Source organism: Paenibacillus glucanolyticus (assembly GCF_037333485.1).
Taxonomy (GTDB): domain Bacteria; phylum Bacillota; class Bacilli; order Paenibacillales; family Paenibacillaceae; genus Paenibacillus_AQ; species Paenibacillus_AQ glucanolyticus.
The window spans coordinates 2,169,549-2,194,859 of sequence record NZ_CP147845.1 but is presented as its reverse complement, the minus strand read 5'-3'; the positions used below and the strand labels follow the sequence as shown (position 1 = coordinate 2,194,859).

Here is a 25,311-nt window from a genome sequence, read left to right as displayed (position 1 = left end):
ACTTCTCTATTCATTTTTAAGTATTGAAACACCCGTTACATCAATCATTCTCCAAGTGTTTCCTTTTTTAAAGAGAATTCCTGATGCTTTGATAGGAACTCCCTTGCCATGTGCTTCGTATGCAATAGCATAGTTTTTTTTATCTAAATCAAGTTTAATAAGAACCTTCTTACCATCAATTTCATGTTTAATTGTTGCCTGTCGTAAGAAATCCTCATCACTCATTGGATTTTTATTTGAGTGCAGTGTAACAATATTACCCACAACTGTCTCATTATAAGGTTCAATTTTATTTAATTCCTCGGCAGCATATTCCAACACTTTGTATGATGCTTCTGACAATATCCAGCCATTCTTACCTTTTATGTCGTCAGAAACTTCGAATTTGGGACTCCACTCTATATCCAATCCTATCCTTATTAATTTATTAGCAGATAGTTCTAAAAGTGATTCACACATTCTTGAATTGAAAGCAACATCGTAGCTGTTGACCAATATGTCCCCGTTGTCTGCTTTTACAGATTGATTCAATAGTTCTATTCCTCGAATAATTCGTTCCATGACCTTGCGTTCGAATGGAAGTGCAGCTCGTTCTTCAAACATCTCTATTTGTATATAGTCATTTATGATAGGAGAACGGATGGCTAAACCAAAACTTCCTTCAAATGTATGACCGAAACGGCAAAGATGTGCATGATTTATTCCTACCTGCAACGGCTTATCAAAATAAGGAAGGCTCACTTGCTCAGAACACGCTCCGTATACAAAAAGATCCTTTATATTTCTCAAAGAATTAGTTGCATATGGTAAAGGTATGCTATTGGTATAATCACCAGTATCGAGAATTCTTACCTTAAAAACATCATGGCTTGTCAGCAGTATTTCATTCACTATTTCCTGAATGCCTTTACCATTCAATATCCCAATAATTCTAAGGGCGTCTTGAACCCTGCTATTGTAGTCCTGATACTCATCATTCTTAGGGATAGCGATTTCTAAAGGTTTGCCAAAATCATTAAGAGGCCCTCGAAATACAATTAACTTGTCATTTGGATGTTCCGCAATCGACCATCCAATATCTTTTAGATATCGAATTAAATCTAACAAAGGTAATTTAGTAGGTATCTGAATTTTCATCTTAGAACACCCGATCCTACTTCATTGATCAATTTTTTGATGGCCTCAGGCGTAAGAACGTTATCCCTTGGTATTCTAATCCTGGTACTTCTCTTGTTTGGAGTCATTTCTCCTCGTACATAGAAGAAGTATCCACACTTCCTTAGCTTTAACTCATCTTCAGATAAGCATATCCACTCGTTAGAATCCTTTGGGAGACACAATAAAACTAATAAACATGGAGTTGCACTGGCGTTATGCCTGTAAATTAACTTGTTGTATGCATCAGCCTCGATATCATACACGATAAACGAACCGTCCACCTCCCAATTAGTGGTGGACTTTAACTGGAAGTCAAACGAGACTCCCATATCCATTAACATGCCATTAAACTTATCAATACGCCTCACACATACATCAACTCCGTAATCACGTGAAACTATATCAAATGAAGCTCCTGCCTTTGCGACAACAGCACTGACATAAGATACTGACAATGATTCTTCTATATTTTGAACACTGACTGCCATTTTCCTCCCCCACTCAGATGAATAGTCGTACAAAACTTACAACCGACTCCCATTGTTATCTAAAACCAATCAACCTCTTTATCTGCTACTTTTCGACAACTCGTGACCTTCTTCCTGCAAATGAATAAAGAAAAAGTCCTTTTCTAAGTAATACAGCCTATTATTGTGTAATCATCGTCTAGGTCTTGAAATTCATTTTTGATTAATTCTGGTCATTACTGAATTCACTTAGTGCTCTAAACGCTTTATTTAGCAGATTACCAAGCAATTCAAGTTCCATTTGTCACTCTTTTTGATCCGATAAATGGAAGGGCTCATAGATAAGGAAGGAGCAAATTTTTATACCATTCTGAAGAAGGACTCTTACATTATCTTCATTACCATTTAATCCGGGGCTTTGTAAGATTTTTATGAAGTAATTTTGGAATATTATTTTTACATTTTATAAACTATACTCATACAAAAGATCAAAAAGTCCGAACCCATGATATGACTATAATTTCGGAGTATTTAGAGGAAAAATTATAGACAGTACATTATGTCATTCTTGATTTCGCAATAGGCACAAAAATCATTAACTATATATAATACAAGTAGTTTAACCACCGACTGTTTGTTATAGAATTAATTAGTGCTGACTGCAATATAACATGGTATCATCGCAATTGGAGATGTTCATATTAGAAAAAAAGATCACTGGGCGTAAGGTTGCGGCTCAAGCTCGTTAAACACGGCCTAACAACTTGCAGTATTCTATTAATAGAACATTATTTGGAAGAGGTCGATAAACATGAACCAATACCCAAACTTTATAGAAGCAGCAAATGAACTGGACGAACTTTCTCTTGAAGGTATATTTGGGGAAGTCACTCGCAAACTTGTGGAACAACGCGAACTAGTTAGCCAAACAGACTATTTTGTGACGATCCTTGATGAATGGCTTTCGGAAACGAATCAGTATGGAAAACCAATTGTAAAGCGAATCATGATGTTGTTCATCAAGCTATACATTGAAGCCTTTGAAATAAATCCCGAGGAAACTATTGAAGTGTTGGCAGCTTACTGGAGAGGCACGAAAGACAATCCTGAATCGGAAGGGATTTCAGGTTACACCGAAACAGTTCGCTATCATCACGAAGCTAAACGGATTATCACTGAACTAGAAGGGAAAAGCGAACGGAAACTGAGCGAGCAAAAGCATGCAATGGCATCCTTTCTCACTGCTTATTCGAAATCTGTAGAATATATTGGACAGATACTTGTTCCATGTATTCAGCTAGTACATATAATAAATGGAGAGCAAGTTGATACTATCAGAGTCATGAAAAGTCCACTATACGAAAAGGTTAAACTATTCAACGAAGCTTCAAGCAATAAATACAAAGCTATTACAGATGTTCTCAATCGAGATATCCGTAATGCAGATTCCCATCTCAATATTCGGTATGTTCCAAGCAAAGGGATAATTGAGTATAAGAAACGAATGGGAGCTAAAATTAAAACTTATGAAGTAACTGTACACGATTGGTTTTTAAACATTTATCCAAAGGTCGGCTGGGTTATTCAAGCATACATATACTCTGGTGTCCTGATTTGTATCGGATTTTCAAATAAACCTAAGTTCATCGAGAAGTACAAACAGATATTTAATTCAGAAAGCTAATGTAGGAGTTTAGAATTGTATTGAGCCACGGAACTCGAGATTTTGCTTATAGTCCATGATTGGACCCTACTAGTATCAGATTAGAATGTATCACCGCGGCCACCTATACAATTAATAATACTTCCGTCATAATTTGTATACTAGAAAATATCATACTATGAGACTCTTTTATCAGATATTCGACATAGTTCTCTCCCCCTTCCAAAAAGAACTAAATTTCTCCATAAAGTCAAACAGACCTCCGGAAAAAATTCCAGAGATCTTAATATGGTCATATATCATTAATATCAAATTGCATTTTTTGTTTCAAGATCACTCAAAGAATTTTCAGCATTTCACTTTTGCTTTTCTGAAACCAACTTAACACCTTTTCAATCTTCACGATTATCTTTGAAACCCTTCACGATAACTTCAAACAGTAAACAAGTAGATACTTTTACGCAATACTCTCCCTCAACATAAAACCACTTGTTGATCCTCTATCGACTAGAAAACTAAGGATACATATGACTTTCTCCCGTATTTCAGGGTATTTTTTAATATCAGCTTCAAATTGCATGGTATATCTACGCATAAACTCTTCAATATAATATTCGGTGTTTACTTGTAGAACTATCTGCTTTAGATGAGGATTATTTTTTATGATTATAAACAGCCAATTCAGGCCTTCCTCAATATAATTATAGCCAATGGTATTGAGAACTCTCGAAACAGCATATAAGATAACTGGATTATATCCTATATCTGTTGCCAAACGCTTGAAAAAAATAGTATTGTTTGGTTTTAATGTATGCCAAGATCTCATATCCTTATTCCACCAAGGAAATGCAAGAGCATACGTAGTAACAATTTCATCTAAACCTCGTCCATAATAACGTTCTCGATTAATATTTTTATCATTCTCCATTTGTTTTTCGCATAGGTTCACTATCGGTACATACAGTTTATCCCATATATCCCAAAAAACTTCGTCCTGTTTAACGTTGTCTTGTAGAACCGTTATTTCACAAAGAAGTTGTTCCATATAATCAGAAGATGTTATATATGGGATAAAATCTCTGATTAAACTCTGACGTAAATGAGCATTTGGTAAATTAAAGATATACTTTGCCAACCAGTCTATATAGGCACTTTCCAGTTTGTAAGATCGATGAACATTACGATCCCTTAAATGATCCTCTTGAAAAAGATATTGCCATGTTATTGGCCCCACCTGTTTTAAAATAGCATGTGTTGATTCAATTGAAGGAGATAACAGCATGCTCGCGGTTAGAAGTGCATTTTCACCCAATTTAGAGAAATCTAGATCATTAATATTAGGTGTAGAGTTCATAAGTTTTTTGATAACTTTCCTCTTCTTTTTTAAAAACTTGATTGGTGAAATACCGTTATATACTAATACATTTAAATCATACTCAGGTTTTAGTCTAATATATGCCACAAACAATTGCTCAGCATGAGACCGACATATTTCCCAGGCTTTAGAAGAAAAGCTTTTTACTGCCGCTTTGTTTAAATCACCCACATCCATAAGAAGAGCGAGCAAAATAACTGCTGGTTCATCCAATGTCCCTTGAACGGATTGTTTATAACCGTTAATTATTATGGGAAGTGATGCAATGGCGGCTTCAGATCCATCACCAATTTGATAATTCCGTTGTTGCTGTATCGTAAATTTTGAGTACAAAGTTAAAAATTGTTCACAATCTTTCCGTTGATCTTCTGTAAGAACATAAGGAAAGTCTCTTACTAATACAGCAGACACATATACGGGAGCGCTTCTAGTCAGATAATTGTAATCTGATGTATTTTTTTCAGATAAAATCTCTTTCATTTCTTCAAGCGCTATCAAGGGATTCTCTTCAAAGTTACTATATTTATTGTAACTTTGAACATCATTCTCAAACCTTGCTTTTGCCCAAATTGCCATTGGTGTATGCTTATATAAAGTATCCGTTTGCTCTTTTGTTATCCTGCTAATCTCCTTAAGATCATCTGGCAAATCAGAAACCAGAGGAATGTACGTCGTCCCATTCTTCTCGATAGCTGCATCTGTATCAAAGTTCATTTTTCTTAAATCGATCCGATGCAAAACAAATCGAGATAAAGTATCTTCATCAGGTATATCAGAAAAAGCAATATCGATAGTTTGATAAAGGGTCTTTACTCTTTCAGAGAACTCTAATTCAGCAAGATCGTGCCTCTGAAACTGGTACTCCAAAATGATATCTTCGAATTTTTTCTTTCTAAAGTCTAGATTGTTTGAAGCTATCCTTTCGTCATCATATAGTTTATTAGATGGCAGTCCTCGAAAAAGATTTGCATGATTTTCTTGTACGGATCTTTCAACATCGAAATCAAATACTTCTTTAGTTTTCAGCAGTATACAGGCAATCTCAAATAATTTTTCGGGATATGATATTACTGCACTGACTACGACAGACGTAATCGCGGCAGAATGTGATTTTGACAATAATTCGTAACATGCACCTTCAGCTTGATTTCTGTCTGCTTGTTTCACGAAAAATAGAAGCCATCTCTCTAACGCCATAAGCATAGACTCAAGTAAATTAGGGGCCGTTGATGTACCTCGGTGCATAAGCCAAAGCCTGCTACTTGCAGTCTGCTCAATAACTTTCCCATTGGGCAAATTGATATATATGGTGCTGCATTCGTTGTACTCTTTTTCAAGAAACGAATTGGAATAACTTTTTGTAACATGATTAAAAAAATCTATTATAAATTCGATTGCTTTTTGAGGTGACACCCTTAGTAACTGAAATATCGGAGTGTGGTGAGCACTTGTAGGATAAAAATCATGTTGTGTATCGGAATTCACATCAAAAGCATCTTCTATACTATCACGGCGATAATACCTTGGAAATTCAGATTCCTTATCGTTTCTTTTCCAAAAACAATTCGCCAGTCCTATAACTATATCTGGATTCGCTTCGCATAACGCGTAACTATCCACAACACCTTCCAACAATTGTGTACTCAAGTCATAATATTTCGATCTATGATCATTTTCTTCGTTGTCTATGACCTCTTGAAGAATATGTGTTAACTCTACGTGGGTTTCCAGTGCACTTCCAAGTATAACACTTATAATAGACTTCAATTTTCTATCTCGAAGGGTATAGCCCAGGTGGTTAGATGACTTAATGATATCGTAAAAATTCAATGCAATAAGACCAGCATGTTTTGTTTCAATACCAGTTTTATGGTTATTTACCCATGTTGATAAAGAATCTGTTACAGTCATAATGTTTTTCGCATCCCATGAAATGCGATCAAAGTTATCATTAATAAATTTAAATATAAAAGCCCAGCCTGTTCCAGATGGTTTTGTATATCTATAAACATTAAAAGTTTTTTGCTCCTCTTGAGTGAGTAACGTATTTAAAACCTGTACATCTATAACTTTACATGCTGTATTTAGTAAGAAAACTGCGCGCAATAACAAAGAAAATTGATCGTTATTGAACATGCTTTCCACCAAATACAAAGTATTTAATTGTCTTTCATCGTTCATTAATGAGATCAATATCTCATCCTTCCAGATTGAATCCAAATTATCGTTTTCTAATGCCTCGTTTAAAAAAGTAGATAGCCTAACAGCATCCATATCGATCTGGTCATGTATCCATAACCGAAACATTTTTCGCATTATCAAGCTGTTTCCAATACTACAAAAGAAATCTATTAATCTGTGATTTTTGGTGAAAGCACTCTGAATTACGCGTTTTAATACCCATTCCTCATAAACATCATGAGTTAAATAGTATCCGTCAAAGATACTATCAAAGGCAATGATCTCATCATTTTCAAGTGCACTAATCGCTTCATGGTCTTCGTCTTTCGAAAGAATATAATATGACGTTCCATTGTTCGCATTAACAAAAACCATTTTACAAATGGCAGTTTCACGTCTTAAATGAATATTGTTTTTTGCATTCACAATATTTTTGATTTTTTCATTCCATATCCGTTCTTTAAAATCTTCAATTGTTTCATTAAGCTCACCTTGAGAATGCGTGGTATTCATATATACCTGCAAATAGAATAGATTACACAACAGTATTTTTATTTTAATATCAAAGGGCAACGAAATAGTATGTCGAGTAAAGATATGTTCCAATTGGCTGATTGTAATGTCTTTTACTTCATATTCTTGATACTCTGATAAACGTAAAACGTAATTTATGAAATTATCTTTATAGACCGTTCTAATAGTAAAAATGATTTTCCACCCGTGGTTCACAAGCAACCGTATAATATCTTTTAAAACATCCTTGTTGTTCATTGTAAAAACTTTCTCTACTGAGTCAATAACAAATATTTTTTTGTCGTCATCGTTAAACATGCTGAGAAAGTCTTCAAAAGTATAGTCTCCAAATTTCCTGGAGAATTCTGAAATATTTACAGCTTCAAAATCTGTAGCTTTAAATACAAAAAACGGGATTTCATTTGGAACATTAGTATAACTGTCTTTAATTAATCCAGATTTTCCAGATCCACCATTTCCAAAAATTATTAGGTACTTACTGTTTTCATCTCCAATAAATGAGTCTAAGTCAAAATCATCGTGTTCAATTTTAGTCAACACACCATTATTTTGAATTGTGGAATTTATATTACCTACAATAGTTTTAGTATGCCTTTGTATATGATCTAAGTATCCTTTAATACCTTCATTTGGATTAAAGAAAAAATCCCTTACATGGGTCATTTCAGGACTGAAAAGACTTACTTCGAAGTTGCTTTTAACTCGCCACTCAATGTTGATACCAAATTGCTTTCCATGATTTTCGATTTCAATTTGATACTGAGGTTTGTGCTGTCCTTTCTTTTTACTTAAAGCTAGTTCCTTGTTTACATAGAAAAGCATTCGCGTAATATTAGGATAACTCTGTCTTGATTTATCTATCGCAGCTATAAGGTCAGCTTTTCTATTGGACAAAGTAATATTGGCATCATAGTATTTTGCTTGAAACCCAATAATATCTTCATCCACTTGAATCACTTCTGTTTCAATACCAGTTTGATTAAAATATCTAAAAATACCGAATGGTCTACCAAATTCATGACAAAACAAAATATATGCCAATTGTTCAAATGCGTTTCGGGTATTTCCTGAAAATTTATAATTAAAAACATCCCAATTGATGCTAACGTTTTGATACAAACTAATACCCCCTCTTAGAAAAGGTCAACTGCTGTTATACTTTAATCATAGATACCAAATTTTTAATTCGAGTTCAAACGACATATTTCCTGCTTTTGGAACATGACAATGTTAAATAAACCCCATTCTAAATAATAAAAGGCACCTAATTGTTTTTAGAAATAGAAACAATAGATGCCTGATTAATATGAGTAATTAGGTAAATGTAGCTCAAGTACCACTCCCTCACTCACTCACCAACAACATTCATCACTCTGCATGTGTTCACTCGGTGGAAAGGACAACAACCGTATTAGCTTCTACTTATAACAAAACGTCAACTTCATCCGATTCCCTTCCCGATTATATATATCCGCTCCACTAGCTTCTTCAACGCCCGATTCTTCTCTTCACTTGTCACCGAAGCGCTCCATAACTTCCCAAACTCACCTATCCGCTCTTATATCTGTTCCATAGTCGGATAATTCCCCTCATCTACTACCACTTTCCGCAAAATCCTTCAGCTCTTCCCCTAGCTTTTGAATCTGCCTTGAGCGAACTGCTTTACGCTCTATATAAATACCTGCTTCGTGATCATATCCTCTTCAGAAGACTCATGCAGTTTGTCAAATGCTCGCTTCTGCCTCTTCAACTCCTGCTCTTTAACCTCGATGATCGTTTGCGTATCATTGTAACGGCTCCCATTGAACTCAATCTCCTCCAAAATGTTTGGATCAACATGGATATTCCGATCATACAGAGCTTTGAAAAAATCAGCATCTATTAACTTACCACGCTGCTCACATTTGCTGCCGTCTTTGTACTGGTCATAGTATAATGCGCTTCATTGCTGCCCCTGTTTCTTGTTCTCCCTACCCGAAACTCATCCGAGAACCGCATTTCTCACAATACAGCAAACCTGACAAAAGAAAATGCTACGCCTTGAATTTGGGTTCAACATGCGATTCTTAAGCAGCCGCTCCATAATCGCTTCATGTTCTTCCGGCGTTTCAACTTTTCATGAGTTCCCATGACTTTAATCCGCTCTTCTTCGGGAACCAATTCCACCTGTCCACGTTTGGAACGAGTTTCGATTTTCGACCAAGGTCAGAAGAGTATCCCTATGTTCGAGAGAACGTCTTCAAATTCACCATTATCCCGTAATTCCCCTAAATAACATGTTTAATTTTTTTACTGTCCATAAGTTGCTCTACTCCAAACGTGTTAATATTTTGCCGCCTTCCAAATAGAATGTTAAGAATTTTGATGACACATCATCGAATATGTCAACTGTATGATTTTGGAGGCGTATACCAATGAAAAAATATGAATATGCAATCAAGGAAAGGAATCAGCCATCCGACAAAGCGTCGCGGCGATTTCATGAGCATGTCGCCGAGATAGACATACCTCTGCCCAAAGTGCATCATTCTACGCAAGACAAACAAAAAACTTAACGAATTAAAAACAAGCCGGGACGCATGACCAATCCATGCTCCGGCTTGTTCTATTTCAAGCTTTTTTGAATGAATTCCCTCTCCGACTTCTTCAGATACCTTAGTGAATTCTCGAAGGAATACAGGTAAATGGAACGAAGCATTCTCAGCTTTTCGACTGAGCCTTCTGCAATCACTTGCTTAATAGCCGGAATCATTTGGTTGTTCGTTACTCCGAATTTTCCCGGCTTTACAATATCTTCAATGGCAAGTAGCCTCTCTTCATTCCCATCATTTAGTTCTTGCTTCAACTCTTGTGCATTTGCATCCTGCTGTGACGAATCTTCTTGCTGATGTTTACTATCCCCTTGTTCAGGAACGATTTCCTGCTTTTCTTGGATAATCGGCTTTTCATTTGAATTCTCATTAGCTGCCTCAGTTGGAGTTGATTCTTCCATAACCGAGACTTGCTTTTCTTGTTGAGTTTGTTCTCGCCCTGTCTCCTTGTGAACTTGAACTTCTTCTGCCTGATACTCAATACTTATCTGCTCATTTTCACTTTGAGGATGTTCTGGCATCGATTGTTCACCTTCCAGTCTAACCTGATTACTTCCAAGGCTGTTTATGCCTGAAAACCTAAACTTATTTGCCATCGCTACACCTCCCATAAAACGGTATTTTTCTTGAGTCGTTCTTATCAACATGCTTGACCCTCATACACTATTTCTTCCGCTAAAATAGTTAACTATTTTGCTATGTATCTTCATTTATAAGTCTTCTACACTACAAGCTCATGAAACAAGTTGATTAAAATGAAATTATACTGAATGCATTACGACAGTTATCCCCAATCCCTACCGATTGCCCAAGGGTTCTCCCTTATCCAGGTTAGAGTCTGCTCCGGCATAAACTGTTCTATGGTTATCTCTATCCGAATGATTTGTTCTGGACTCAAACTCAGTAGATGTCGTTAAATTTGATCTTTGCCCGTTCACTAGAGCCAAATCCAACGACGCACATCGTTTGCCCCGTTCCTCTTCACTTCTGGTTATAAAAATGCAACTCTCATATTAACCTTTTCGCTGAATGGCATCTGCAAATAACGGAGACAATATACCTTAAATCAATTCTTGCAGTTGTCAAGGAATCCAGCTGTTCCTTTTATTCTCCACAATTCGGACAATTCTTCATTTCATTCGTTCTCCTCTTCGATTGGTATATGTTGCTACTTCCAGTCAGATCATATCATAAAAAAATAGATATTTACATCTTTTTGTAGAGTATACTCCGTGGAATTATAATTGCAAACACAATGATAATGATTACAAAAAGAGGTATTGCCTTGAACTTAGAAGCAATTTTTGGACAAGTATTAAAGAACATTCGCAAGGAGCAGAAGGTAAGCCAAGAAGAACTGGCGTTCCGCAGTAATCTTGATCGAACATACATATCCATGCTGGAACGAGGAATTCACCAACCAACTTTAAATTCATTGCTTGCCATTGCTGCGGCGCTGGATATGAAGGCTGCTGAGTTGGTAGGGCTAGTTGAAAATGAGATGGAAAGCTATCAAAATTAATAAAAACAAACTGATATCCCTTCATACAAGGGAAATCAGCTTGTTTCAGTTCAGTGTGTAAATATTCAAACATAACCTAAGTAACCGAATAACATTTTGAAACATAGCGAGTTCACTACCTCAAAAAGCACTCATTTTTGTGTAATTAAACTACCGTATTCAACAAACTTGAATTACATCTAAATGGGTGTAAAGTTTCGCCTTGTCTTCTCTTTCATCGCAGCGCTTTACAACTCCCTAAAACTGACCGACCACCTCATTCTACCTAAACACTTTATTTCCAGTTTTATGGCTGCAATATAGTCCCCCCTGCCTCAAGACCTACCCCCATCTCCCTCCCCCCGTAAAACACCTTCACACTCCCACTCTCATTTCCCTTCACCCTCGCCTCAACCAACTTCCCATCTTCCCAGCTCATATCCACCTCAATGTTCCCTTTCGCCTTCAGCCCTTTTACACTTCCCGTCGGCCACATGGCCGGGAGTGCTGGCAAGAGATGAATTTCGCCTTCGTGGCTCTGCAGCAGCATTTCCGCAATGGCGGCGGTGCCGCCGAAATTGCCGTCGATGACAAAGATGTTGGCCTCGGCTCCGGCTACGCCGGATTTGGAGTAGGTGAGCAGGTTGTCGAAGCTTAGCTCCCCGATCAGGTGGGCGATGTGCTGGACGGCCTGGTTACCATCGTGCAGTCGGGCGTAGAAGAGACCGAATAGGGCGGCGGTAAACTCGATATCCTCCAGGTCGGCCCGGGCTGTTCCGGTTCTCCAAGGTCACTCGGGCGGCCGCAGCTAGTTCCGGGGTATGGTGCGGCGTGATCTGGCTACCTGGATACAAGGCAAATAGATGCGCCAGATGGCGGTGCTCCGGCTGCGCTTCCTCGTAGTCCTCCAGCCATTCCTGCAGCTGCCCCTGCTTGCCGATCCTCAGCGGAGGCAGTTGATCCAGCGCCGTCTGCCACTTCTGCTGAAGCTCCTCATCCCTGCCCAGTGTCTGTGCGGCTTTCATGCAGAACTCCAGCAAATCCCGGACCAATACCTTGATCCATGGTCGGACCCATGGATAACTGCTGGTTCCCTTCTTCCCGATTGTCCGTATAAAAGCTGTTCTCCGGCGAGTTCGACGGTCCGGTCACCAGCCAGCCATACTTCGGATCTACGGTCATGTATTCCATAAAAAAAGCCGCCGCTTCCTTCAGGACCGGATAAGCCAGCTCCTCCAAGAACGTCTCGTCGCGGCTGTACGCGTAGTGCTCCATCATATGCGTGGCGATCCACAGCCCGCCCGTCACGTTCAAGCCCCAGGAAGTTTCCCACCCCGGTGACGCGAATCCCCACGCGTTGGAGAATACATGCGCCACCCAGCCATCAGCATCGTAATAATGTCGGGCTGCCGAGCGACCAGCCTCGGATAATTCCCGAATATACTGCATGAGCGGCCGATGGCTCTCACTTAGGTTCACGGTCTCTGTCGGAAAATAATTCATCTGGGTGTTCATGTCCAGGTGATAATCGCAGCTCCAGGCCATCTTGTTGGCCTCACCGTCATTCCATATCCCCTGCAGATGCATCGGCAGGACAGAATCTTCGCGGGAACCGCTGATTGTCAAAAACCGCCCATATTGAAAAAAAAGTGCAAACAACGCCGGGTCATCCAACTGCCCCCCCTTGAACCTGGCGATCCGCTCATCCGTTGGCAGACCGGAGTGCACCGAACTTCCAAGATCCATACTTACGCGTGTATACAGCGGCTGATAATCCGCAAGATGATCTGTCCGCAGCGCCTCATATCCCTTCTGCATGGCCTGATCCAGCTGCAACGCGCTTTTCGCTCGCCAGTTCTCACCCTCCTGACGGTAATCCGTATTCACCGCAAAATAAATCGACACCTCAGCCGCGCCCGCGACCGTAAGGGTACCAGCAGAGCCGCTCAACTGCCCCCCCTCTGCCACTACGCGCAGCAAGCCTTGGCAGGACACGCCGCACTCGCCGTTGCTGTGAATGTTTTCCCATGCCTTCCCCTGGAATTCGATTGTGTCCTTCCCTGTAACCGTGGTTTGAAAAGGACCGTTGTCCCCCTGAATCGAGATGCTGCATGTCACGCCTAACGAACCATGGCTCCGTATCCGGGATACCATCACCTGATCCGCATGGGTAGCAAATACCTCCCGCGCCATCTCCATCCCTTCCACCTCGCAAGCCGAACGCACAACCGCCTCATCCAGATCCAGCTCCCGGTGGAACAGCGGTTCCGCCTCTCCACTAGAATCCAAGGCTGGCTCTGGCTTCGTGTTCTGCTCAAAATCCAGAATAACCTGGCATAGTCCCAGATTCGTGCCAAAATTAAGCTTCTCCGGCTGCAGATACTCCTTAGCCAGTCGATCACCTCCGCGATAATCACCCTGGAAAAAATGCTGCCGCATCCGCTCCAAATCCGCTTGGCTGTTGCTTCGGCCCTGGACCGGCTCGGGCTGCCCGGACCAGTAGGTGGTTTCGGTAATATTCCAGACTTCCCGATGCGGGGACGACAGAACCACATTCCCCATTCGGCCGTTGCCGATCGGCAGTCCTTGCGTCCAGCTCTGAGCCGGTTTCGTGTACCATAGTTTCATATCTGTCATGTTGTTTTCTCCTCTTCATTTGATTTTCCAGTATGGAGACAAGCACTATCCTTACAGCAAAAGCAAGAAATCGCGATCCCCGGATGGAGCCGAGAACCGCGATGAACTTGTAGATGTACATAATGAATCGATGACGACTTGTTATGGATTAGGGACGATTTTATAAAGCTTGGATTCAGCCGCTTGCAGCGCCACATCCAGCGAAGTGCCCGTTACCGTCCGGGATTCACCGCTCCACAGGTCCGTCACCGTATAGGACGCCGACCCTCCGGACGTAATACCTGCCCGGACGAGATCCACGGTGCGCTGTGCCGAGACTTGCGTATAGTTAAACACGGCTACATAGTGGGTTCCCTGATCGTCCAGCACGAATACGTTCGCGGCCTGCGTGCCCGTATTGCCTTCTACCGGCCGGAACGCCTTGCCCTTCATCGCAAGCTTATTCAATTCCGGATTCGTCAGCAGCGTCTCCATGTACTGCCGGGCCGTTGTATCGGTTACATCATCCGAATTCAGGAAAACCGTGCCGGAGATGGCAGCCGCATTCACGCGCGAACGCGCTCCTTCTATCGATCCGCCCTTGGTCAAGTGCATGTAGTCCGGATCGGTATAATGATAGATCGTTCCGTTCTGCCACCAGCCGTACGTCAGATTGTTCAATTGGTATTCCGTGCTGCCAAGGCTGCCATCGATATCGCAGGAGATGCGGCGGCTGTGCGCATATTGGCTAGGGAACAGCGGCGCGATGGAAGCGCTGATGAACATCGAGCCATCCAGCACCTCATTCAGATAAGCCATCCCTTGGTTATAGGCCTGTATGCCGGTTTGAACCTTCGGATCATAATGCTTGCCTTCCATTGCCCCGTGGCTTAGAAAATCGATTTTGATATATTCGAAGCCCTTGCGCTTAAAATTGTTCATATAATAATCGATCCGCTGCTTCACGCCGGGATGCGTCGGATCGACGGCGTATGCACCGTCCAGCGTTGGCAGCACATTGCCTTCCGGATCACGAAGCACAATGTCACCGTACTTGTACTGACCATTCGTCCCTTCCACTTCCTGCTCCATGTTGTTGCCCCAATACACAAACGGCGAATAATAGATGCCCGCCTTCTGTCCATTGCCGTGAATCACCTGAACCAGATCGCTCAGCTGCTGATCGGTCATATTATCCCAGTAGGAATCGAGATTGATATAGATATGACCTTCATTGTTAAAAGACTCATCCTGAATATGATCCCTGAAATAATTCGAGACGGAAACCGTCTTGTCGTAACTCAGACCACTGTCATACGCTCCCCAACTGTTCCAGCCGACCGGAACGCCTTGAGGAATATCCTCGCCAAAGGCTAACGGAGGCTCGATGGCTGCATTCACATGACCAAACGCCTCAAGACCGGTCCGATAATCCTCGAAAAAGCCGACCATGATCTTAGGCGAAGCAACCTGCTTGCCCGTTACTTTTCCATGCGGGATCGTGTCCCACGTGGAGGTGGATGACGTAAATCCGCCATATACACGCAATGTATTCAATTTATCATTCGAGCCGCTCCAATAGATGCCGGTCTTCCACGTGTCATGCGTTACCGAACCGATGACCAGGCCGTTCCGGCTCGTATTGTCATAGATGGCTGTAAGCTCCGAGCTGATGTACAGATCGTTGTTGAGACCCGTATTCATCGTCTTCGCCTGATATCTGGACCACGCATCATTATCGAACGGGACGACGAGAACCCGGTTATCGTCATAGCTGCCGATATCGATGCCGCCCCTCGCTTCCATCGCAATGGGTGCTATATTCGCCGTAGATAGCTCCGTTTTGTGTGAGGCTGCCGTTTCCGTAAGTAAATACGGTCCGTCATTATAGATGTAATAGATTTGACTAAGCGATGGCAATCCGCCGTGCTCATTCACGACTGTTACCTTGATGCCCTCGCCGGTTGCATCCTGAAACGGGATAATTTGATTTTTGTTAAACTTGTGATGTTTGTAATCGGTGCTCGCCACCATCTGGTCGAGTTCAATCTCGCTGTATAACCCCTTGGCGACCGCTTGGCCGTTCCAATTGAACTGCGACAACCCGGTTGAGGTGTTGTACATCAGCTCATACGTCGGATTGGATACCTTGAAGCCCTTGGCATACTCGGTTAGGGTGATGGAGCCGCCGTAGGGAGTGACTTGTTTTTGCCGGCCCAGATCGCCAATGTTCTCATCGCTGCCTGATCCGTCATCGCCCGCAGAATGATAGCTCAGCTCAATCTTGTCGAGATCCGGAGAGTAACCGCCTGCGTCATCGAACAGAATCGTGTTGCTGCCCTGATGCAAGACAATTTGAATCTTATAGGTGCCCATCGTGTCCCAATCCGCTGTTTTCGGAAAACTGAAGTTCTCCTTCTCCGCCCCGTTCACCGAGATCGAAGCCGCGCGGGAATCCCCGGAGATGTAGAACATATTCATATCGTAGACACCGGCTTTATCGACCTGAATTTGATTAAATTTCAGCGAGGAGCCGCCATACAGATTGCCGACCTTTTGCCCGCCTGAACAAAAGCCGCAATCGACAACGCCCGCATTCCCGGTCAACGTGTTCGGAGTGGACTCCGCCTCGTAAGATAGGACGCTTCCCGCCGTCGTACTCGCCGTCTCCTGCTGCTCCGCCGCAGCCAGTGAGCCTCCAAGCGCAGCACCTGCAAGCAGAATCGATAAGAACAGCATGAATGACCTTCGGAAGAACCTGTGTATTGGGATATTCACTGAACCTCTCCTCCTCATCTTCTTAATTTGGACTTAGCTTCAGGATTTTCGACTCGGCTGGCGCCAGCTCAACCACGAGTGTTTCATTGGCCTCAGCGACCGTATCTTCCCACACGTCCAGCACCTTGTAAGAAGCGTGAGCATCCAGCCCACAGCGCGCCAAGGATACGGTCTTCTGTGCGGACTGGGCCCCATCGAAGTTGAATACCGCAATATAAGCCGTTCCCGCTTCGCTTGGATGTGTCAACACAAACGTATCCGCAGCATGTTTGCCCAGATTCCCCTCGACAGGGACAAAGGTTCTGCCCAGTCTGGCAATCTCGATGATCCCCTCATTCCCCAGCCAGTTCTTGGCGCGCCATGCGGCTTCCTCATGACGGAAATCATCGCCCAGCAGCAGCACCGTGCCCGAGATCACGGACGCGGTCAGGCGGCTTCGCCCTTCGTGACGGGTCGTCGAGTCCTGATTGAAGCTTTTATAGATCACGGCATGATCCGGATCGTTAAAACGGTACAGCGTATCGTTCATCCACCACCCGTGCGTCAGCGAGTTCAGCAAATATTCCGAGTCCTGGATCGTCCCGAACACATCGCAGGAGATTCTGCGGCTGTGCGCATAGGAATAAGGGAACAGCGGCGCGATCGACAGGTTGATGAAGAACGGTCTGCCGATACGCTTAGGAGAGAGCTTATCCGTCAGATATGATAGACCGTAATTGTATGCAGCGATCCCCGTCGTAATATCCGGGTTATAATGCTTGCCTTCCAGAGCCCCGTGCGCCATGAAGTCCAGCTTGATGTACTCAAAGCCCTCGGCTACGAATTTATCCATGTACCAATCAATTCGGGCCAGATTCCCGGGATGCGTAGGATCAATCGCAAGTCCGCCTGCAATATCCGGCAAGATTTCCCCATGATGGTCACGCAGCAAAATATCCGCATACGTATACTTGCCGTCCGTCCCTTCCACGGTTTGGCTAAACTGAGCCGGACTTCCCCAGAACGCAAACGGCGTCCAGTATGTACCGGGCAAGTGCCCATTCTCGCGGACCCTTCGCAAGGCGTCCTCCATCTCGGCTGGTGTAAGCCGATCCCAGAAGGCATCGAAATTAATGTACAGCGTGTTCTCATTGTGAAAACCCTGCGGCTGGACCTCCCGTTTCAGAAAATCGCTGGTCGCCGTATACAGCTCGTAATCCAGCGTGCTCATCGCCGCCGACCAGCTGTTCCAACCCATCGGGACGCCGCCTTCCCATGTCAGCGCTGGCGCAACCTTCGTGTTTGCTTCCCCATACGCTTCGAGCCCTAACCGGTAATCGTCATAATCCCCTACAAAAACCAGCGGAGATTCGATGCGCGTACCTCTCACATGACCATGGGGCTGCGAATCGCGGGTCATGATGTCCGCTGCGCCTGCGTACACTTCAAGTTCATTCAGTCTTTTCGGCGTCTCTCCCTTCACGCGAATCCCGGTCTTCCACACATCATGACTGATCGAGCCGAGAATCAGCCCGCTCCGGCTATCCGGCTGGAACAAGGCCGTCACTTCATAACTCTCGGTTTCCAGCGGAGCCGTCTCTGTCAGATAACGCCCCCATTTGTCATTATCATAAGGAACGCGAAGCACATGCAGCGCTTCATCCGGAACCGTCTCATTCCCGCTCGATACCGCTTGGGTGCTCACAACCGCGATGCGGTTGACCTTGATTTCCTCCTGCCCCACGACGACGACCCGGGAAATGAAGAACGAAGCTCCCTCGTAAACGTAAAAATGCTGCTCCAGTCCAGGAAGCAGGTCGGATTCATGCTGAATTACGGCATGCACGCCTGTTCCGAATCCATCCTCAATCTTCTCGGGCTGACCTGCCATAACGTGGCGGTCATAATTCCCCGTATGGTATTCCCGGCCGTGCCACCGGAAGCCGCTGCGCACGGCTTGCAGTGTAAATCCCTTGCTGCCTGCATAAGCGTACTCGCCTTTTACCAGATCCACTTCAAGGGCCATCAAGCCGTTTGTTACCCGAACGTGAGTATCGGCATTCACCCCCACCTTCACGGCCATATCGCGATTCGTTATCACTTGTAGATTGCCTCCTTTTTACACTTGCATCTGTGCTGCATTGAAGCCGTTTGGTGAACACGCCTTTCGCAGCTTGCTACCATTATAGAAGCGTGGGTAAAGCGCTTACTATACAACGATCTTCCGATCCATATCGGGATGTAACGTTTCTTGAACGATGCCGTTGTTGAAATGCAATATGGCCCTTTCCGCTAACGAATCCGTAAAACGTTCTGGTCGTGTCACTGGGGGTCTTTAAGTCCACCCAACCCAGCCGACCTGTGGTTTGGTTACCCATCATTGAAGTTCCTCCTCCAAACGTAAAAAAACGCACACTCCATCTAAGGAACGTGCGCAGATGCGCTAAATGATATTCACTTCATATGTACAGGATATCATGGTGAAAACACTAACGTCATAACCATCTTTTATCCCATCACAACCCCTATGATTTGTGATAAAACGACAAATTTTTTCATTGACAACCTCTAAAAGAGACTATATATTAAGATGAAAATGATAATCATTATCATGACTGTCAAGGGCCCGAAAGTTACGATTTTGATCTCCGGAGCAGAAAGCGAATACATCTTTTCCAAGATAGACGATTTACAAACTCAGATCATAATAAGGAAGGGTTATTTCAATGATGGCAAACCGTAAATTTTTACTACAAACACTAATACTTCTGCTCGTGCTTACAGTAGCATTAGTGGGCTGTTCCAGCCCGGAATCCAGCTCAACACCTGCAACTGATTCGGCCGCGACGAATTCAGCAAGCACCGAAACACCAAGTACGGAAACACCCGCTTCCTCAGATACAGAGACTCAATATCCACTCACCATCAAACATGCTCTTGGAGAAACGGTGATTGAGAGCAAGCCTGAACGCATCACTACCGTTCAATGGGCCAATCACGACGTTGTTCTCGCTCTTGGCGTTGTTCCTGTAGGTTTCTCGGCAGCGAACTTCGGCGTTCAGGATGACAGCGGACTTCTGCCTTGGACTGCGAAGAAGCTCGAAGAGCTCGGCGTCAAGGACCCGAATGTATTCCAGGATACGGACGGTCTTGATTTTGAAGCTATTTCGGACTCCAACCCCGATGTTATTCTTGCCGCTTACTCCGGCATAACCCAGGAAGAATACGATCTTCTTAGCAAAATCGCTCCGGTTGTAGCTTATCCAACCGCTCCTTGGGCAACCACATGGCGTGAGCAAGTCACTTATAACGCAATGGGTATGGGTATGGAAGCCGAAGGCGAACAGCTCATTAAGGACACCGAGGACATGATTAAAGAAAAACTAAGCGCCTATCCTCAGATTAAAGACAAAAAAGTCGTATGGGTTAACTTCTCCGCTGAAGATATGTCTAAACTACATATATACACACCCGTGGATTCTCGCGTATCTTTCCTGCATGAGCTCGGGATGGTTTATCCTGAGAGCATCACGAAACAGATTACGGACCCGAACAGCTACTCCTTGAATTTAAGCGGAGAGAATGCTGAGGCCCTTAAAGATGCAGATCTAATCGTTGGATATGGCAATGACGAGCTGTTGAAAGCCATTCAGGCCGATCCGCTGCTTGGTAAAATCCCTGCAATCAAGAGAGGTTCTGTTGCGTTTATTGAGAGCGACACACCATTGGTAGCGGCTGGAACGCCAAATCCGCTGTCGATCTCTTATACCATCGATGATTACCTGAAATTAATCGGCGGAGCTATTGACCAGATAAATGAATAGTTCATCGATTCCGAACAACAATACGCTGCGCTCAAATACCCCGAAGCATTTTACATGGGTTCTGGTCATGTGTGTTATCCTGCTGGGTGCAAGCGTGGTAGCCTCACTGGCGTTTGGCTCTCGGCCCGTGAGATTTGATGAGCTGATTGACGGCTTATTTCGCCCGGACGTGGATTCCTTCGGGGCAAACATTGTCCGCAAACGGGTTTCCCGAACCGTTTTCAGTTTGTTTTGCGGGGCGGCTCTGGGCGTTTCCGGAGCCCTTATGCAGGCCGTCACCCGCAACCCACTTGCCGACCCCAGTATATTGGGCGTAAATACAGGTGCATCCCTGTTTGTGGTGTGCGGCATCGCGTTCTTGAACATCACCAGCGCGAGTCAATATATATGGCTGGCTTTAGCCGGGGCTGCGATTACTGCAGTGTTTGTATTCGGAATCGGCTCGATGGGGCGTGGCGGAGCCACGCCCATTAAGCTTGTGCTGGCCGGTGCCGCCGTAAGCGCTGCTCTATCTTCCCTGGTTACAGCCATCATGATTCCACGCTCTTACGTCATGGACCAGTTCAGGTTCTGGCAAGTGGGAAGCGTTGGCTCGGCAACCTGGAGTGCGATTGGCACCTTCATCCCGTTTCTGATTGTGGGTGTAATTATCGCATTTATGACCGCCCCGGCATTAAACGCGCTGGCACTGGGAGACGATGTTGCGACAGGACTCGGCGTACGAACAGGAACCCTGCGTTTTATTGCAGCGCTTGCTGGCGTTCTGTTGTGCGGAGCCGCTACCGCTCTGGCTGGACCTATCGGTTTTATCGGCTTGTTATCCACTCACGTCGTACGCCTTATTCTTGGACCTGATTTACGTTTTGTTATACCGATGTCAGCCATCGCCGGAGCCATCATTCTAACGGTATCCGACGTCGGCGGCCGGCTCATGGGCAACCCGGGAGAACTTGAAGTGGGTGTAGTTACAGCGTTTATAGGAGCTCCCATCTTAATCATACTAGCGATGCGATCGAAAGTGCGTTCATTATGACAAATCATTCTATGGAATTTATTATGGCGGGCCGACGTCAAAGACGCCGCCGCTGGATCCTTGTTACCAGTCTCCTTGCTGTGCTTGCATGTTTGCTGTGCTGTGCCATGTTATTACTCGGGAACACCATCTATCCGATTCAAGATGTAATCCGAGCGCTTTCGGGAGAACAAATCAAAGGTGTTTCTTTTGCCGTAAGTACCATACGTCTACCGAGAATGCTGGCGGGTCTTTTTGCCGGGTTTGCCTTCGGCGTTGCCGGGTTCACGTTCCAGACCATGCTGCGAAATCCCCTGGCGAACCCCAATGTCATCGGGATTACGTCAGGCTCAAGCGCTGCAGCTGTTTTTTGCATCGTAATCCTTCATGCAAACGGAGCTGTCGTTTCCCTGGCTGCGGTCATTGCGGGCCTGGCCACAGTATTATTCATTTATGTACTCTCCAGAGGCAAGGTATTCTCCATCGGACGGTTAATCCTGATCGGAATCGGCATTCAGGCTATGCTTGACGCTGTCATCTCTTACCTTCTATTGGTTAGTTCCGAGAAAGATGTTCCCTCAGCGCTCCGATGGCTCACGGGCAGCCTCAACGGCTCCCAATTGCAAGAGCTGCCGCCTCTGGTTATTACGGTGATCATCTGTTCGCCAATCGTCATAATGCTGAGCAAACATCTAATCATATTGGAGCTTGGAGAACAAACGGCTTCCTCTCTCGGCGTGGACACGGACAAGACCCGAATTGCGCTTATTGTGAGTTCCGTCTGCATGGTTGCCATTGCTACCGCTACGACCGGTCCGATCGCCTTTGTCTCCTTTCTGGCGGGACCAATCGCCAAAAGACTCGTTGGCGCCGGCTCCTCGAACGCCCTTCCGGCAGGCCTTGTTGGCGTTAATCTAGTCCTGGCGGCAGATCTAATCGGACAGTTTGCTTTTGAGTACAGATTCCCCGTAGGCATCATTACCGGATTACTCGGAGCGCCTTATCTGATCTTCCTGTTAATCCGAATGAATCGAAAGGGGGAATTATAATGAAACCGACACCTATTTTTCAAGGTGAGCAAATCGTAGCGGGCTATGATAATAAAGCAGTTATTCACGGTGTAGACCTGCTTATCCCGAGCAACAAAATAAGCGTTATTATTGGATCCAATGGCTGCGGGAAGTCTACGCTGCTTAAAACATTGGCCAGGCTTATCAAGCCCATATCGGGGAGCGTTACTCTGGACGGCAAGCCCATCAGCAAAATCCCGGCCAAACAATTGGCGCGAGTGGTAGGATTGCTGCCGCAGTCCCCCATTGTTCCGGAAGGGATCTCTGTAGCGGATTTGGTTGGACGAGGAAGGTTTCCGCACCAATCGCTGCTGAGCGGATGGACCAAGAAGGATCACGAGGCTGTTGCCGAAGCGATGACCATTATGAATATAACCGAGTTTGCCAACCATAATATTGACGAGCTTTCTGGCGGTCAACGACAGCGCGTCTGGATTGCCATGGCTCTGGCGCAGCAAACCGATATCTTGTTTCTCGATGAACCGACAACCTTTTTGGATATCACGTATCAAGTCGAGATTCTGGACCTGCTCACCGATCTAAACCGAAAACACGGAACAACAATTGTCATGGTGCTTCATGATATCAACTTGTCCGCGCGTTATGCAGACCATATTTTTGCGCTGGATACAGGAAAGCTTGTCGCTGAAGGTACGCCAACCGAGGTTATTACTAGCACGCTGGTCAAAGACATTTTCGGGCTTAATTGCACAGTGATCTCGGACCCCGTCTCGGGATCGCCTCTGGTAGTACCCAAAGGACGATATCATGTGAGTGATCCACATCCTTCTTAAATAAGGAACAAGCCCCCCCTCGGGGGCTGCTTCCAATTCTCGCGATGAAGTTAAAGAATGCAAACTCATGTCTCCAAACCTTAAACATGCTTCCACCATACCCCCGCACACTCCGGCACGGTTGACCATTGGTTTGCCTGGATTTTATCTGATAACTCCTCTCCGAAAAAGAACCCTGTGCACTGCTGCGCCTCTTCCACCGTATCAAACACATAGTCCATTCGGATCCACCGATGGTTAAATCCATATGTACGCTCTAATTGTGCATAATAATCCACTAGGAAGTCAGGAGGGTTCGGCGTATCTGTGCCGGTTCCCATCGTCTCCAGAATGATTATCGTCCCGCCCGGCCTCAAGACACGCTGCAGCTCAGCCATCACCTGCTCCAGATTCTGACGGCAGTTCTCTTGGTTTGAATGAGCCAGATAACTAATGGTCCAGCCCGACACCACCAGGTCCACGCTCGATGAAACAAGCGGCAAGCTGCGATGATCGGCAACCACCGTAGTCCAATTGCGCGTATGGTGAAGGTGAGCTAACTTGTCATCCAAAATATCCAGCATCGGCTGTGAGATGTCAGTGCAAATCAAGGAGCTGACGTCAGAAGCAAGCGGTATGGACAATCGTCCTGAGCCTGCTCCCAGATCCAGCACGTCCAATCCCTCATATGATCTGATTCCATGGATCACACCAGATACATCAGGCTGTCTGCTAACCATGGTCTCATAAGCTTCGGCCTGTTTGTTGTATATATCATCAATCGCCATAGCGTGCTCAACTCCTGTCAGAATAGTGCTAGTCCTGTTAAATTATTGTCCCTCTTCTCTCTCCTACATGGTGTTTTGTGTATCGTTGTTACCCAGACAGAATTGTTGGATTGCTCGATGAATAATCTCCGGCTGCTCATGATTGATGGCATGTCCCGCATCCTTCACGATCCGATAAATCATGCCATAATCAATCAATCGGTGGATGGCCTTGGGATAGTTGCTCAGCATGTCTTGGTCGCCAATGAGAAATAGGGCCTTATGCCGGATCACACGAAAGTCTTCCGCAGGAAAAATCGTAATCTTATGATGCCTCATGGATGCATTGTTGAAGAACTTGAGCAGATAGATCCAGTGCTGCATAAGCTCGGGATGTTCCTCGAATGGAGCGATCTGCGGTCCGCACAGCTTTCGCAGCAATTTCCGCGCATTTCGTTCTGAAGGAAATAAGGCCTCCGGTAGAAAAGCTTTCATCATTTTGCTCATAACCTCTAGCTGGCTCCCGGCAATGCTGCCGGCCATGCATACGATTTTTTCAACACGATCCGGTCGCATAAGGGCATAATGATAAGCGAGATAAGCTCCATAGGATACTCCTGCAATATATACGGAGTTGATCCGCAATGCCTCAAGGATTTCGTCCAACCATTTCGCCTGATCAAATGGCTGACTGTAATTGTCATTCGGTTCGCTTTTCCCTGAACCGCCGATGTTGTCAATTGCAATGACATAGAAGGCTTGGGACAGCTCTTCCATGTTATAGACCCACATCATGGCTGCGTTATCTCCCGTCCCATGCAAGAGCAGCAGGGGAGGATTCTCCGATGAGCCTGCCGTTATAATGTGAGTGATGCCGTATGTCGTAGGAATGTTCTGTTGTTCTAGGGGAACCGACAAGCCTGCCAATAATCGATCATAGGATTCATAGATGAGCCGTTGTCCATTCTCGGTTTTATAACGCGGTCGCAATCCCTGTCCACCTCCATGAAATTGAACTTAAC

Annotated in this window: 18 protein-coding genes and 1 pseudogene; 6 read left to right on the top strand and 13 right to left on the bottom strand. The window is 44.5% G+C overall.

Annotated elements, in window-relative coordinates; translation table 11 throughout:
• Positions 1–6: 6 nt before the first annotated feature.
• Complete coding sequence (locus tag WDY75_RS10550) at positions 7–1,137, bottom strand: hypothetical protein (RefSeq protein ID WP_063480130.1); 1,131 nt, start codon at positions 1,135–1,137, stop codon at positions 7–9.
• Positions 1,134–1,646, bottom strand: coding sequence for a DUF4365 domain-containing protein (locus WDY75_RS10545; protein ID WP_063480131.1), 513 nt, complete (start codon positions 1,644–1,646; stop codon positions 1,134–1,136). The genes WDY75_RS10550 and WDY75_RS10545 overlap by 4 nt, the downstream gene beginning before the upstream one ends.
• A 790-nt stretch (positions 1,647–2,436) precedes the next feature.
• On the opposite strand from WDY75_RS10545, the gene WDY75_RS10540 reads away from it, so the two are divergent.
• Positions 2,437–3,309, top strand: a complete 873-nt coding sequence (locus tag WDY75_RS10540; protein WP_063480132.1) for a hypothetical protein — start codon at positions 2,437–2,439, stop codon at positions 3,307–3,309.
• A gap of 436 nt (positions 3,310–3,745) precedes the next feature.
• Here the strand turns inward: WDY75_RS10540 and avs4 are convergent, their stop codons facing one another.
• The 3 genes from avs4 to WDY75_RS10525 all read right to left on the bottom strand — a co-directional run bounded on the left by avs4 (position 3,746) and on the right by WDY75_RS10525 (position 10,616).
• Positions 3,746–8,497 carry an AVAST type 4 anti-phage nuclease Avs4 gene (gene avs4, locus WDY75_RS10535; protein WP_063480133.1) on the bottom strand — a complete coding sequence of 1,584 codons (4,752 nt, stop codon included), beginning with the start codon at positions 8,495–8,497 and terminating at the stop codon, positions 3,746–3,748.
• A gap of 550 nt (positions 8,498–9,047) precedes the next feature.
• A complete protein-coding gene (locus WDY75_RS10530; RefSeq protein WP_156515088.1) occupies positions 9,048–9,200 on the bottom strand; it encodes a hypothetical protein in 153 nt (50 codons plus the stop codon).
• Positions 9,201–9,983: 783 nt separating this feature from the next.
• Complete coding sequence (locus tag WDY75_RS10525; protein ID WP_063480134.1) at positions 9,984–10,616, bottom strand: hypothetical protein; 633 nt, start codon at positions 10,614–10,616, stop codon at positions 9,984–9,986.
• 638 nt (positions 10,617–11,254) lie between these two features.
• Between WDY75_RS10525 and WDY75_RS10520 the strand changes: the two genes are divergently transcribed.
• Positions 11,255–11,491: a helix-turn-helix domain-containing protein gene (locus tag WDY75_RS10520; RefSeq protein WP_063480135.1), complete on the top strand. Its 237-nt coding sequence runs from the start codon at positions 11,255–11,257 to the stop codon at positions 11,489–11,491.
• Positions 11,492–11,777: 286 nt separating this feature from the next.
• On the opposite strand, the gene WDY75_RS10515 is transcribed toward WDY75_RS10520, so the two are convergent.
• The 6 genes and pseudogenes from WDY75_RS10515 to WDY75_RS10490 form a co-directional block, all read right to left on the bottom strand.
• Positions 11,778–11,984, bottom strand: coding sequence for a glycoside hydrolase family 95-like protein (locus WDY75_RS10515; RefSeq protein ID WP_338842127.1), 207 nt, complete (start codon positions 11,982–11,984; stop codon positions 11,778–11,780).
• Positions 11,985–12,074: 90 nt separating this feature from the next.
• A pseudogene (locus tag WDY75_RS30735) lies at positions 12,075–12,179 on the bottom strand (hypothetical protein); the annotation flags it as partial.
• Positions 12,166–12,495: a glycosyl hydrolase family 95 catalytic domain-containing protein gene (locus tag WDY75_RS10505; RefSeq protein ID WP_231888213.1), complete on the bottom strand. Its 330-nt coding sequence runs from the start codon at positions 12,493–12,495 to the stop codon at positions 12,166–12,168. The gene WDY75_RS10505 and the pseudogene WDY75_RS30735, both read right to left, overlap by 14 nt.
• Complete coding sequence (locus WDY75_RS10500; protein WP_231888215.1) at positions 12,464–14,107, bottom strand: glycosyl hydrolase family 95 catalytic domain-containing protein; 1,644 nt, start codon at positions 14,105–14,107, stop codon at positions 12,464–12,466. Before WDY75_RS10500 ends, WDY75_RS10505 begins: the two co-directional genes overlap by 32 nt.
• Before the next feature lie 141 nt (positions 14,108–14,248).
• Entirely contained in the window at positions 14,249–16,864 is a 2,616-nt protein-coding gene (locus WDY75_RS10495) for a carbohydrate-binding protein (RefSeq protein WP_063480136.1), read from the bottom strand.
• 22 nt (positions 16,865–16,886) lie between these two features.
• Positions 16,887–18,926, bottom strand: coding sequence for an alpha-galactosidase (locus tag WDY75_RS10490; protein WP_409348330.1), 2,040 nt, complete (start codon positions 18,924–18,926; stop codon positions 16,887–16,889).
• A 643-nt stretch (positions 18,927–19,569) separates the two neighbouring features.
• Here WDY75_RS10490 and WDY75_RS10485 point away from each other — a divergent pair.
• The 4 genes from WDY75_RS10485 to WDY75_RS10470 are packed head-to-tail and all read left to right on the top strand — an operon-like array spanning position 19,570 to position 23,543.
• Positions 19,570–20,667: an iron-siderophore ABC transporter substrate-binding protein gene (locus WDY75_RS10485; protein WP_063480138.1), complete on the top strand. Its 1,098-nt coding sequence runs from the start codon at positions 19,570–19,572 to the stop codon at positions 20,665–20,667.
• Positions 20,660–21,700, top strand: coding sequence for a FecCD family ABC transporter permease (locus WDY75_RS10480; protein ID WP_063480139.1), 1,041 nt, complete (start codon positions 20,660–20,662; stop codon positions 21,698–21,700). Before WDY75_RS10485 ends, WDY75_RS10480 begins: the two co-directional genes overlap by 8 nt.
• Positions 21,697–22,728 carry a FecCD family ABC transporter permease gene (locus WDY75_RS10475; protein ID WP_063480140.1) on the top strand — a complete coding sequence of 344 codons (1,032 nt, stop codon included), beginning with the start codon at positions 21,697–21,699 and terminating at the stop codon, positions 22,726–22,728. Before WDY75_RS10480 ends, WDY75_RS10475 begins: the two co-directional genes overlap by 4 nt.
• Positions 22,728–23,543 carry an ABC transporter ATP-binding protein gene (locus WDY75_RS10470; RefSeq protein ID WP_036641744.1) on the top strand — a complete coding sequence of 272 codons (816 nt, stop codon included), beginning with the start codon at positions 22,728–22,730 and terminating at the stop codon, positions 23,541–23,543. The genes WDY75_RS10475 and WDY75_RS10470 overlap by 1 nt, the downstream gene beginning before the upstream one ends.
• Positions 23,544–23,623: 80 nt before the next feature.
• On the opposite strand, the gene WDY75_RS10465 is transcribed toward WDY75_RS10470, so the two are convergent.
• The gene (locus tag WDY75_RS10465; RefSeq protein ID WP_063480141.1) at positions 23,624–24,310 is read right to left on the bottom strand and encodes a class I SAM-dependent methyltransferase; all 687 of its coding nucleotides are present in this window, start codon (positions 24,308–24,310) and stop codon (positions 23,624–23,626) included.
• 63 nt (positions 24,311–24,373) lie between these two features.
• Positions 24,374–25,279, bottom strand: a complete 906-nt coding sequence (locus WDY75_RS10460) for an alpha/beta fold hydrolase (RefSeq protein WP_063480142.1) — start codon at positions 25,277–25,279, stop codon at positions 24,374–24,376.
• Positions 25,280–25,311 lie beyond the last annotated feature (32 nt).